Raw genomic sequence first — 12981 nt, 5'->3', positions numbered from 1 at the left:
GGATCATCGTCGTAAGGCCGCTCGATGTTCATCTGCTCATCCCCTGATGGCCCACAGCTGCAGATCTAGACCGGAGAACTCGCTACCGAAATGGAAGGCGATGCCCCCCGACGTCTTCAGCTCGCGCCACATGGGTGAGTTCTTGTCGAACTCGAAATACACGTAGCCCGAGTGATAGGGAATTTGCCGTGGCGCCACGGCAAGCGGATTCGCCACGATGCCCGGCAATTGGAGATTCACCAGATCACGGATTTTCTCCACCGGGCCGATCTTTGCCTGCGCAGGCAATTGTCGGCGTAGGTCTTCCGATTTGAGATCTGCTTTGGCGGCCAGCACGAAAGCCGCAGTGTCCAGAAGGCTAAGGTCAGACGCGATCGCCACCCACACACCGTATTTCCGCTGCTGCAACGGAATGGGAATGGCCGTCTGCTCCATCACCGCACTCAGGCTCTGGCGCAATGCCATCACCACTGGCTCGAAACTTTCCTGCAGCGCGTCCTGCCGATAGGCTGGAAAAGTGGGTGCACGCTTGCTCGTGGAAGTAAACGTGGCCAGCTCGCCCGCCATTTCCACCAACATGCGGTAGAGGTCCTCGGGATGCGCCACCGGCGCCGCAGACCAATGTGCGACCAACGGTTGATAACGGTTCACCACTTGCAGCAGGAGGAAGTCGGCAATCTCAGCCGCACCGCCACGATCGGTCTGCGTCACGCGACCGGCGAGCGCCTCGCCACGCTGATGCAATAAGCCGAGCAATTCGACCAGAAACGTACTCAGGCGGGAGGCCGCCAAGCAACTCATCACGCTGGGTATGAAACTTTCGTCCAGCACCACTCGCTGGTCGGATCGGCACTCTACAATGCGCGCCAGTGGAATGCGTGAAAGCCCTTCCAGCGGATGCGAATGAGGCAGCAGACGACTACTGAGCCCTCCCACCTCCACCAGCGCGGTACCTTCAACGCTACCCGAGGCATCACCGACTTCGGTTTCACGCACGCGATAGCGGAACAGTTTGTCGTCTGGCGCATCGGGCCAACCGCTTTCCGGCTGCGAGGGCGAACGCAGCGGCAAGGTGAGATAAACGGTCTGGTCGCGCCAGTTAGGATCGATATCCAGCGCAGGCGGCAACGGGTCGTCGCCTGGCATGGCGAATGGCGTGCCATCCGGAAACACGCCGCGCGCACGACGAATGCCAAACTTGCCCATGGCGAGCAAGTTGGTTTCCAGCTCCAGCTCGGTGAAGCCCCATGCGTAGGGTCGCAAGGCTTCGCTGCGCAGCGCTACGAAACGCTCCAGATAGCGCTCCTGCTGCTGCATGTGCTGCGGACGAAGGAACAGACCCTCGCTCCAAACAACTTTGTTGTTCTGAGTCATCAGTCGCGCCCGTCCATTGCGATAGTCACCGGGTCGTCGCGCGCAGCACCCGGCCACTCCGGCAGGCGCCGCGAATGGACACGTGGCGCGAACGAACGATCGACTGTCGGCAAGTGTGGTTCATGGTTTGGAGCCGCACCCGGCATTCCGTCTCATGCGGTCGGATGCGAAGGTGATGCCTTCCGAAGCCATCGTGGTGTCGTACAACTCGTCTCCGTCACCCTCGCCCTGTTCGATACACGCTGCTTGCGCCTGCAAGCACGTGCCACGGCAACGCTTGCGCCATTGCGCCGGCGAGATGCCGTAGGTCGCGTGGAACGCTCGCTGAAACTGGCGCTCAGAGGCGAACCCGAGTTCGTACAAGAGCCAGGTGATGCTGCATCGTGGCTCTTCCATCAAATGCTTGTACGCATAACCAAGACGGCGCTGGCGAATGTATCGACTGACACCACCCTCATCGCCAAACAGGCGACATAAAGTGGATCGGGACACGCCGAACGCGCGAATCAGCGAGGCGATGCCCAGCGCTTCGTCGCCAAGGTTTGCATCGATATAGGCGCGAATGCGCCGATGCAGATCGACTCCAAAATCCGGATACACCACAGCACCGACCAGCGCCATGTCACTGGCCATGGTCGTTGAGGCGTGCACCATTTCATCCGCAAACGCCGTCACACACGGCGTGCGCCATGCTCTTTCCACACTCATGTTTAGCCCCCTGTCGCTAGACGGAACCGCACCACCTATCCCAAGGCAGTGCGTACGAGGCGAAATCATCTGTGGGCGGATCAGAGAGATGACTAGCCTCAAAACAAGCAGCGCGTCAGTCGCATCGCTTCTTGTTCGTCTGAGAGCATAGAATTGTGGCGGCCTTTCCGCATCGGACCAAAGTCCTAGATCGATACGGATATTCGGCAAAAAGTCCTACGCAAACCCTGATAACGACACTCTTGCGGACACACGCTTCCGTCTTTCAATCACGCGACTGAAAGCGATTCGGAAGAACCATTTCACACGTCAACCACACCTTCTCTTGCTTCACACGCCGCTTGATCACTACATCAAGTTGCGCAGCAGGCCGCCGCGCCTGGCCACAATCGTCGCCTGGGTGCGATTGGGAACATCGAGCACGGCGAGTACCGCCGACATATGGGCCTTTACCGTCTTCTCGGCCATGCCGAGCCTGCTTGAAATCTCGCCATTTCGCAGGCCTTCGCACGCCAAACGCAGCACCTCGGTTTGTCGCGGCGTAAGCCTGCCGAGCAGCACGGCGTCATCCGCGCGCATGGCCTGGGCGCCCGCCTGGGCGAAAGCCGCCGGCACGTAGTCGTGCCCGGACAGCACGCAGGCCATGGCATCCAACAACCCATGACTATCCGAGCTCTTGTGGATATACCCGTGCGCACCGGCCGATAGCGCACGATGGACATCCACCGGATCCCTCGATGCCGACACCACCAGAATCCGCAGCCTTCGCCGTAACTGGCGCAGATAACGAAGCAATACGTTCCCCGCGATGTCGGACAAATAGATGTCCATCATCACCAGGTCGATCTCTTTGTTCGCACTCAGTACAGCCATCGCCTCCTTGCCGGTGGATACGGCATGGATGGGCGTATTCCGGAACTCCTGCGCGATAGTTAGCGCGATGCCTTCCCGGAACATGGCATGGTCGTCGATCAGTAGGATGGCAGACACGTTCTTCGTCCCCTGTCTTGATGGTCGCCCGATCAGCGTCGCGTTGGCGCCATAGCCGCCCGCCGCGCTGACTTGAGTCGCGCTAGCTGGGCTTCATAGGCACGTGCAAACTCATCACCAAACAGGCGGCGGAAACATCCATCGGGATCTTTCGACAACTCGTCGAAGTTCTCCCGATAACGGTCCCAATAGCGGCCCTTGCCTGAGAATGCCGATCGACGCGCAGCGCTGTCGGTCTCGCGCTCGAAGCGGTCGGGATTAAAGTGGAACAGCAAGGAATCGAACGCGGCGCGCATGCCGGCCAGCATGGCCATCTGGTGGCAGCGAATGTCGTCGAAGGCATCGTCGAACGCGGCGCTGCCGGCCAGGAAGGCTGCGCTGGGCGGGGCCATGATTTTCTGCATAGCCTCCTCGGATGTCGCCGCAAACTTCAGCGGGTTGTTTTCCGAGCGCTGGATAATGGTGACCGGAAGACGAAACGTGTTCTTGATCTCCGCGCGGGCACGCAGCACATCCATCACGCCATCCACCACGATGCGGAAGATCTGCTCGAGTTCCGTCGACATCGGTGCAGCGGCCGCGGGCGGTGGCGCTGACTGGGTTGGCGTCGGACTCGCTACCGCCGGTGGCGATGCAAAGTCACCCATGGTCAGGTCCCAGTTCTCTGGCAGCGCCGGCCGTTGCCCGACGGCGCCGGGTGGACGAAAGTGATCCTCCACACCGGGCGTATGGTTCCAGCTCGGCGATGCCTGAGCGGTGCTGGCTTGCGGTGAAGGCGCGGGCGGCGCGTCCAGGAAACTCAGCGGATCCAGGCTACCGCCAGGCATCGCGGGACTCGGGCCGTCGATCAGACTGTCCATGGCGGAGAGCCGACCAGGACTTACTCCGAGGTCGAGCATGTCCAGATCGAAAGGCTCGCGCACGGGCGTTGGCGATGGCGCAAGCGCCGGTGTCGGCGCGACATGAGTCCGGTCGGATTCGGCGGCAGTACCATCCTGCAATGCCACCTCAACTTCGAAGGTGTCGATCTGCAGACGGTCGCCATGATTCAGTGCGGATGGCTCGCCTTTGGCCAGCGCTGCGCCGTTGAGCAGCATGCCATTGGTGCTGCGATCCTCCACGAAATACAGGCCATTGAGAAAACGGATCATGGCGTGCGTGCGCGACACACCGGATGCATTAAGCACCCAGGCACTGTCCTCCGAGCGGCCGATGCTGCCGCCCTGCTCTTCGAACGCCTTTTGGCCGCGGCTGCCGAATTGCGCAGCCTGCTGCCCAACGACAGCGAGGATCAAGGTCTTAGACACACTCAGTTCCCTTCTTTCAGTCAATGGCAGGCGTAGGCCTATGCGCCCACACGCTCTACGTCGAGCAAGCCCATGGCATGCCCGATGAAAGCGACGCGCCGCACCTCAAATGCGTCCGACACCAGTGCGGCCAACAGGTTGATGGAGGCCACCGCGGCGCGTGCCGTCAAATGGTCCGCCGGTGGCACGGGCGTGGCCTGCGCCACCGGTGCAAGGCTCCCACCCGCCCAACCCGCCGAAGCGGCAATCCAGGCGCCAAGCGAGCCGTACCCACCCGTCGTGGCGAAATCGAAAGCAGCGCGCCGGTTGTTTTCACTCGGATCGCGCACCCACTTTTCTGCCAGTGAAGCGCCTGCCATTCCCTCACCGTCGAGGCGCTGTTCGCGTGCGCATTGGCACAGCCAAGCCACGGCATAGCGCTTAGGCAGCAGCCTCGCCAGCAACTTCAGGGCATCCGTGGTCAAGCCGGCATCCAGCAGATCGCGCACGGCAGACTGCGGCGTCATTTCCGACCGCAGTCGCGCGATGGCGTCAGGCGATAACTCCATCTGGTGGGCGGCTTGCAACAAGACGGACATGGGCATCTCCTCAACCGATCATGGTGATGCCACCACCCAGCTTGGCCATGCCCTCGCCATTCAAGGTGAGCATGGCGCCCTTCACCGTGGTCATAGCAGCGCCATTGACCTCCAGCATGCCGTCCGAATGCACTTTGAGGCTCGCACCCGCGCCGATGTCCATGGTGGCCCCGGCTTTCACACCCACGTCGACCTGACCTTCAACCTTCACACTCACGTCACCACTGATCTTGATGTTGACGCCCTTGATCTCGATCTCGCCGGAGCTCTTCATCACGATGCTCGAGGCGCCAGTCACCAGTTGGATCTCGGTGCCCGCGGTGAGCTTGAAGGTTTGACCGACGCTGGTGGTGGCGTTCTGGGTCACGTCCAGTTTGTCGTCGTTGCCCACGCTGAGCTTGCGATCGTGCTGTACGGTTTCGGTCTGGTCATTCTTCACCGTGACCGTTTGATCGTGCGAAATCTCGACGACGTGGTCATTTTCCACCTCCTCGCGCATGTCCTTTTGTGCGTGAAGAAACAGTTCCTCGCTGCCTTTCTTATCCTCGAAGCGGATCTCGTTGTAGTCCTCGGTGCCGCCCTGCAAGCTGCGGCTCTTGATGCCGCTCTGCGTCTTATTGTCCGGCAGGCTGTAGGGCGGCGGGTTGTCGGCGTTGTAGACGCTGCCGATGATCAGCGGCCGATCCGGATCGCCTTCCAGAAAGCTCACCACCACCTCCTGCCCCACACGCGGAATGCTCACCGCACCCCAGCTTTTGCCCGCCCACGGCGAAGCCACGCGCACCGGACAGGACTGCCGGCCGTTAGGCTTATCCAGCTTGTTCCAGTGGAAGATGACCTGGACGCGGCCGTGCTTGTCCACCGCAATGTCTTCGGCGGTATCGCCGGCAACCACGGCAGTTTGCAGACCCACGATGGCGGGCTTGATGGCCTGTGGCAGGCTGCGGAACGGCAGCTTGCTTTCGATCGCTTCCAGTTCGCAGGTGAAAGGCTCGGCGCCGTTGTCGCCAGAGGCGTAGCCACTCTCCGCCAGTTGGATGCGCGTGGCCGTCACCAGATACTCCTGGTTCCAGGCGCTGCGCGGAAAATCCTTCAACTCGAACAACGCCCCGATCATCATGCCGCAGGCGTTGGTACGCCCCTCGTAGCGCGAGCGGCGAACATTGTTCGCTTCGGCGCGTACCAGGGCGTAATGCCCGCCCGTGGTCGAAACAACATGCGAACCCGGGTAGTCGAACACGTCCAGGCCCGAGATCTCGTGACAGTCGTCGGCATGCCCGATCTCCTCGGTAGCCAGCAACGAGGTCTTCGGATTGAGCGGGTCGTAGTCCGTGAGCTGCACCTTGGTAGCGTGCACGCCGCGCACCTGTTGCCATGCCTCGATGGACGCCGCATCGCGCTTGCCTTGCTGCACAGGCGGCGCATACGGGATCTTCTCGAACGACGGCGTACGCGCGTGCGCACCAAGTGCATCGGCCAGCACCATGGTGTGTGTGCTGGCGGAGTGCGTAAAGAAATAGTAGATGCCCTCCTGCTCCAGCAGGCGGCTGATGAAGTTGAAATAGTCCTCGCGGTATTGCACGCAGTAATCACGCGTGTCGTAATTGCCGCTCAGGCTCAGCTTGAGATCGCCGTAGCCGATTTCTCCCAGCACGGCGCGCACGATGTCCGGCACGCTCTGGTCGACATAAATGCGGCAATCCACCTTGCGCGTCAGCAGCCAAGGCTTGGGCACCAAGGCCACCTGGTAGATCGCGTAACTAAGCTTGTCGACCGTGCGGAACCCGGTTTGGGCCGCCTCCACAACGACGCCGTTGAAGTACCGCGTGTAGCCATCCGTCGTGACCAGCTTCACCGTCATCGACGTGCCCAACAGCCCGCGCAGGTCTACCTTGTCGTCCTGGCTCAATACCTCGATGTCATAACGGAACAAACGGCCCAGCTGCTCATCGGCACGCATGCTGGCAAACAGCAGCTTGTCGCCGAGGTCGCTGGACAGAGTGATCGCGTGGGCCATCGTTCGGTTTCCAGGGTGCGCCGTCCTATCGCCATGGCGCGGCCGGCAAACCACATAGATAGCGAAAGGCGAGTCGAACTGCCCGTCACTTCGTCTCACGCAGTGAGTGCGGCGGGATGCGGCCGCATCCCGGCGAGACTAGCGTCACGCACAGATCGTCGTTACCCCCGAAATTGGGGGTGCCCAGTCGAGGGCGTTGCGCCCTCGTTGCCCGACACTGCGCCGGATGCCCACTTCTGTCGCGCGGCACATCCCCCCTCACCGCCGGTATCCGTGAAGACTGCGTCACGGATGATCCATGCGCCCTACGCTCAACCGATCAACACGGTAAAACATCCAAGCACGATGACCCCGCCATGCGCCGTACTATCTCCCAGGCGTGCGGCGGGCTGACCACCGATCAGCACGGTTGGCGAGCCGACCACAATCGAATCAGGTGGCCCCACGCATACAGCCATATCGCCCAGCCGTGCCGCCGGAAGGCCGCCGATCAACACTGTGGGCGCGCCGGGAGCGGAGACAGGGCCGCCAACGTGGGGGACGATGCCCGTCACCATAGGACAGGTATGCAGGTCGGTTAATCGGGCTGCAGGTTGCACGCGAGCCTCCTTCGCAAGGCGCTATTAGAGGTTGAACACGCGATCACCCATTAACGTGGTGACATTGGCCTCGCAATACGTTCCGCACGACGGACACCAACTGACCAGCATGTCATCGTCTGGGAAATAGACCACAGCGTTGAGCAACTCCTCATGATCGATGGCCGTCATGTCCTCGCATGCCAGACACTGGATAAAGATCAGTCGACATATCTGGCGATAGACATCAGCGTCGGCACCATAGATCACCTCACCATCGACGAGGTCTTCGGCCCCCTGACGGCTCATGCCCATCGACATCAGCGCAAAGATCACCAGGTCTCGAAGCGTTCGTCGGGTTCTTGTCCGCGGGATGTGCATTGGCGGCAGCCTGAAGCCAACGCGCCCTGCGTGTTTCTGATCCCTACCAGTAACCGTACGCCCTTGTGGCGGCATCTCAGGTGGCGGCGGATCCACGGGCGCGGGCGTATCAACACCCCCACCGCCCGCAAGCAATTCATCCCACCAACGTTTCAGCATTCCTAGCGCAAAACCAACAGCTATTGTCTTGACAGCCTCGAACGGCGTCCCAAATCCGCCCGCACGAAGACACGCGCCGAGGACCCTCCGCTGGTAGGTTTCACGCCCACGGTAGATGGCGTCCCTCCCCCAGAAAAACGACCGCCAATGATTGACGGTTGTCAGCCGGCTGCCCTGGGTCTGAAGGAAGGCATTGGTAAAGGGTGACATCCATGAGACGTTCTCGTGGATAAACGCAAAGAACCACTGCTCCCCACTTCGAGCACCGCGCACCACTGCGCGATTGACCATCGCCCCACCCGGGTTCGTCGCGACCCGTTCGGGGCTAAAGCCGAACCAATGCTGGATCTTCTGAAATGGCGTGAGCTGATTGAACCGGCTCGTCGGCAATCTGCGCCCCACCGCCCTCACGAAGGTGTTGAGCCCACTTGCCTCACAAAGGTAGAAGACTATTCGCATGGGTAATCCATATCGATCATCAGAAACGTACAGGGGCCAGATACGATGCCGCTACTTCCTGGGGCACGGTGGTGTTTTCACAATCTTTCAGCCGCTCACCGCAGCAGATGAATGAACCCTGCCACCGGTGTTCGAAGTGTCAAACCTCATAGCCGCTCACATAGTAGATTTCGACAGAGACGCCCCCGTGCTCGATCTGAGCGATCAGAGAGTCTGCAAAATGGCCATTCCCAAACAAGCCACCAGCTATGGCGTTAAGCGCGGTCAAACCAAATCCCGCCCCGGTCGGCCGCCGAAGACTATCAACCCACGACGCCACCTTTAGATAGTTCTTCAGCGCCATGGGCGCAGGGTTCTGACCCGCAAATGTCAGGTAGCAATGCGGCGGTAGTTGGTTGCGATTGGGGATCGCGACATTCGCAAGAACAGAACTTAGGGCTTGGCGGGAAGTTTGGGTCCAACCGACATTTGCGTGCATCCGAGCCGACCACGCCGCCCCTTTGAAGGTCGCCATGTTGAGCTCCGTTTGAGGGATATTGGTCAATAGATAATGTCCTGACATACATCCTTATCCGATCTTTATATAGTCAAATTCTTTGAAATATCGTCACTCGATGGCGCTAAATAACGAAGCTGCATTCATCGAGTCAGATCGATATCCATGGCGAAAACAATCAATCGGGTGGTGATATGCATTGTTCTCCGCGCACTATTCTGGTCATCACAGGATCTTGATCTCTGGAACACCCGTAAAGGTTCCAGCCGGCTTCACCAGTGTCCTCATCAGATCCAGGTAATCGTTAGCGATCAGGTCAAAGTGCCGCGCGTAGAGAGTTGACCCGCGGTTCGAGACCGTGTTGTTCATGATGCTTTTTGTGCTGAATCCAGGCTGGCCATAGATGGTCGCGTCAACCGGATTCCCGTTATATCGAGTGGTGTCGTACTCGTCCGGCAAACCAATGGTGTGACCGAACTCGTGCGGAACAGCTTCGCTGTCCTTGGCACCCCACTCGAGCATGTTTGGTGTGCCATGAAAAACATTGTCTCGGTCCACATCGCGCAGTAACGCTTCCTTGCGCCACTGTGGCCATGCGACATCGTAGGTCCCCGCCTTGATCGCCGGCACGCCCATCAGCTCTAACCGCGAGGTTCTCGCCGAGGCCGTTAGCTCGCCGTCCACCGATGCGATGAGTCCGGTCATACCTGGCGTGGGTCTACATAGGACCGAGTACTCAGCGTTCGTGTGATTCCATCCAATCTCGAACAACACTCGGCGTGTGTGAGTCACGACGTTACCGTTGACGGTTTCTTTAATCGACACCGTGGCTTTGTCGCTCCAGACACGCTTGATGGCCATTTCCCAGCGTGTCGATACTTCAGCCGTGAAACCACCTCCGCCGTCTCTGGCACCGATAAGAACCTTCACCGTCAGTGCGGACGATGCGTTACTTGTGGTCAGCTCATATATCGCTGGCCAGGTACTAATTCCGTCACCGTAGGTCACTCCATTCTGTTCTTGAGTCCATATGTGACGATAACGCTTAGTGTGCGAAGGAGAGGCTGCTAGACGGGCCGCAAACCTAGTCGCGAGTTCATTCATTTCAGTTCCTTTCCTACCAAGTGTCCGCGTCGAACGGAATCCGGATCAAGATTGAGTGATTGAGCCGAATTCGTAGGAGAACCCCTTATCTGTTGCTTCTACCGTAACGCGCTCAATAGGCCTGCCCTCAATCATTCGATTGAGGAACTCTCGTGAAACATCGGGCAGCATGGTGTTCGTAAGAATCGCGTCGATCATGCGGCCGCCGGACTCGCTTTCCGAGCAGCGACTAACGACGAGCCTGACCACGTTATCGCCGAAATCAAACGGAATACGATATCTCGCCTCGATACGCTTCTTGATGCGATTGAGCTGCAGCTTGACGATCTCGCCAAGCATCTCCGGGCTCAACGGGTAATACGGAATAGTCACCAGGCGCCCAAGTAGCGCTGGCGGAAAGATCTTGAGCAGCGGCTCGCGCAGAGCCTTGGCCATGCCCTCGGCATCCGGCATGAGCTCTGGGTCCTTGCACAGACTGGCGATCAAGTCGGTGCCAGCATTCGTGGTGAGTAGGATCAAGGTGTTCTTGAAGTCGATCTGGCGACCTTCGCCGTCTTCCATCACGCCCTTGTCGAACACCTGGAAGAAGATCTCGTGCACGTCCGGGTGCGCCTTCTCCACCTCGTCCAACAGCACGACCGAGTACGGCTTGCGGCGCACGGCTTCGGTAAGCACACCGCCCTCGCCATAACCGACATAGCCCGGAGGTGCGCCCTTGAGCGTGGAGACGGTGTGCGCTTCCTGGAACTCGCTCATGTTGATGGTGATCAGGTTTTGCTCGCCGCCGTACAGAGCCTCGGCAAGCGCGAGCGCGGTTTCGGTTTTGCCGACGCCGGATGTACCGGCAAGCATGAACACACCGATGGGCTTGTTTGGGTTATCCAGACCGGCGCGTGAGGTTTGGATACGCTTGGCGATCATCTCCATCGCGTGGTTCTGTCCGATCACGCGTTGGGCCATGAGGCTGGCCAGGTTCATCACAGTTTCGAGCTCGCTCTTGACCATGCGCCCGACCGGAATACCGGTCCAGTCGGCAACCACTGCGCCTACGGCGGTGTAGTCGACGGTGGGCAGGATCAGCGGTGCATCGCCCTGCAGTTCAGCCAGTTCGGTCTGCAATGCTTTGAGTTCGCCCAGTGTCTTGGCGCGCGCCACCTCGTCGAGCACGGGTTCGTGAACCGCGACATCCGTCTCCGCATCGGCGGCCTTCTCCAACGCACTCCCGGTGCCTTCGACTACCGAGGCGTCAGCGCGCAGGCGTGCGCGCAACGCCAGGATGCGCTCGACTAGTGATTTCTCTGCCTGCCAGTTGGCTTCCAGCGTTTCCAGTCGCGCCTTGGCAAAGGCGAGTTTCTCACAGGCCGCAGCTTCACGCTCAGCCACATCGATACCCACGGTGCGCTCGCGGGCGATGATGCCCAGCTCGGTATCCAAGGCCTGGATGCGCTTGCGCGTGTCGTCCACCTCGGGCGGCACGGCGTGCTGGCTGATGGCGACGCGCGCGCAGGCGGTGTCGAGCAGGCTCACGGCCTTGTCAGGTAGCTGGCGCGCGGGAATGTACCGATGCGAGAGCTTTACGGCGGCTTCAAGCGCTTCGTCCAGAATCTGCACGCGATGATGTTTCTCCATCACGCTGGCGACGCCGCGCATCATCAGGATGCCCTTCTCTTCACTAGGCTCGTCTACTTGTACGGTCTGGAAGCGACGGGTAAGTGCGGGGTCTTTCTCGATGTGTTTCTTGTACTCGGCCCAGGTGGTGGCGCCGACGGTGCGCAGGTTGCCGCGGGCCAGTGCGGGCTTGAGCAGGTTGGCTGCATCGCCCGTGCCTGCGGCACCACCGGCACCGACCAGGGTATGCGCCTCGTCAATGAACAGGATGATAGGCTTGGGACTGGATTGGACCTCTTCGATCACTTGACGCAGGCGGTTCTCGAACTCGCCTTTCATGCTGGCACCGGCCTGCAACAGGCCAACGTCCAGCGTGCGCAGCTCCACGTCCTTCAACGGCGGCGGCACGTCGCCCGCCACAATGCGCAACGCGAAGCCTTCGACCACAGCCGTCTTGCCTACGCCAGCCTCACCCACCAGCATCGGGTTGTTCTGGCGGCGACGCATGAGGATATCGACGACCTGACGGATCTCCTCGTCGCGGCCGACGATGGGGTCGATCTTGCCGCTACGTGCCTGTTCTGTGAGGTCCACGGTGAACTGGCGCAACGCCTCCTGTTTCCCCATCTGGGCAGGACCCATCGCACCACTGGTTTCGCCGGGTGCGGTGCCGCCGAGGCGGAATCCGTCATTGGCGTTCTGGCCATCCTCTGGCGAACCGCCCACGACGTCGGCAAACTTTTCGCCCAAGGCCTCGGGCTTGATCTTGTCGAACTCGGTCGAGATAGCCACCAGCGCGTTGCGCAGGTGCCGGGTGCGCAGGATGCCGAGCATGAGATAACCAGTACGCACCTGCGCTTCGCCGAACATGAGCGTGGCAAATACCCAGCCGCGCTCGACAGCCTCTTCCACGTTGCTCGACAGGTCGGAGATGGTGCTGGAGCCGCGCGGCAGGCGATCCAGTGCATCGGTGACGTCGCGCGCCAGGTTCGACGGGTTGAGGTTGAACTGTTTGACGATGCGGTGCAGATCCGAATCCTGTAGCTGCAGAATCTGGTGAATCCAGTGCACCAGTTCGACGTACGGGTTACCCCGTAGCTTGCAGAATACGGTGGCGCTTTCGATGCCGCGATAGGCCAGCTTGTTGAGCTTGCCGAATAGAGCGCTGCGACTGATTTCAGCCATGACGGCGACTTCCTTTCAAAGTGGTGGAGCGGCTTGG

11 protein-coding genes are annotated in these 12981 nt (G+C 60.3%); all 11 read right to left on the bottom strand.

Features of this window, described 5'->3' with window-relative positions; genetic code table 11:
* Nucleotides 1-36: 36 nt before the first annotated feature.
* Nucleotides 37-1374 carry a type VI secretion system baseplate subunit TssK gene (tssK, locus tag DyAD56_RS17635; RefSeq protein WP_102304087.1) on the bottom strand — a complete coding sequence of 446 codons (1338 nt, stop codon included), beginning with the start codon at nucleotides 1372-1374 and terminating at the stop codon, nucleotides 37-39.
* A gap of 120 nt (nucleotides 1375-1494) precedes the next feature.
* Nucleotides 1495-2082: an AraC family transcriptional regulator gene (locus DyAD56_RS17630; protein ID WP_158241378.1), complete on the bottom strand. Its 588-nt coding sequence runs from the start codon at nucleotides 2080-2082 to the stop codon at nucleotides 1495-1497.
* Between the two features lie 348 nt (nucleotides 2083-2430).
* The gene (locus DyAD56_RS17625; protein WP_102304084.1) at nucleotides 2431-3072 is read right to left on the bottom strand and encodes a response regulator transcription factor; all 642 of its coding nucleotides are present in this window, start codon (nucleotides 3070-3072) and stop codon (nucleotides 2431-2433) included.
* A 32-nt stretch (nucleotides 3073-3104) separates the two neighbouring features.
* Nucleotides 3105-4379: a type VI secretion system-associated FHA domain protein TagH gene (gene tagH / locus DyAD56_RS17620; protein WP_199179029.1), complete on the bottom strand. Its 1275-nt coding sequence runs from the start codon at nucleotides 4377-4379 to the stop codon at nucleotides 3105-3107.
* 38 nt (nucleotides 4380-4417) lie between these two features.
* Nucleotides 4418-4957 (bottom strand): hypothetical protein, encoded by a 540-nt coding sequence (locus tag DyAD56_RS17615; RefSeq protein ID WP_102304083.1) that lies wholly within the window; start codon nucleotides 4955-4957, stop codon nucleotides 4418-4420.
* Between the two features lie 10 nt (nucleotides 4958-4967).
* Nucleotides 4968-6974, bottom strand: coding sequence for a type VI secretion system tip protein TssI/VgrG (gene tssI / locus DyAD56_RS17610; RefSeq protein ID WP_102304082.1), 2007 nt, complete (start codon nucleotides 6972-6974; stop codon nucleotides 4968-4970).
* Nucleotides 6975-7285: 311 nt separating this feature from the next.
* The gene (locus tag DyAD56_RS17605; protein WP_233202580.1) at nucleotides 7286-7531 is read right to left on the bottom strand and encodes a PAAR domain-containing protein; all 246 of its coding nucleotides are present in this window, start codon (nucleotides 7529-7531) and stop codon (nucleotides 7286-7288) included.
* Between the two features lie 66 nt (nucleotides 7532-7597).
* A complete protein-coding gene (locus DyAD56_RS17600; RefSeq protein ID WP_102304080.1) occupies nucleotides 7598-8551 on the bottom strand; it encodes a hypothetical protein in 954 nt (317 codons plus the stop codon).
* 139 nt (nucleotides 8552-8690) lie between these two features.
* Nucleotides 8691-9113, bottom strand: coding sequence for a hypothetical protein (locus DyAD56_RS17595; RefSeq protein WP_233202566.1), 423 nt, complete (start codon nucleotides 9111-9113; stop codon nucleotides 8691-8693).
* 159 nt (nucleotides 9114-9272) lie between these two features.
* Nucleotides 9273-10151, bottom strand: coding sequence for an immune inhibitor A domain-containing protein (locus DyAD56_RS17590; protein WP_102304077.1), 879 nt, complete (start codon nucleotides 10149-10151; stop codon nucleotides 9273-9275).
* Nucleotides 10152-10196: 45 nt separating this feature from the next.
* Nucleotides 10197-12944 (bottom strand): type VI secretion system ATPase TssH, encoded by a 2748-nt coding sequence (gene tssH / locus DyAD56_RS17585; protein ID WP_102304076.1) that lies wholly within the window; start codon nucleotides 12942-12944, stop codon nucleotides 10197-10199.
* Between the last annotated feature and the right edge of the window lie 37 nt (nucleotides 12945-12981).

Source organism: Dyella sp. AD56 (assembly GCF_002878475.1).
Classification (GTDB): Bacteria; Pseudomonadota; Gammaproteobacteria; order Xanthomonadales; family Rhodanobacteraceae; genus Dyella.
The sequence above is the reverse complement of the archived record's forward strand: the minus strand, read 5'-3'. Positions and strand labels throughout refer to the sequence as shown.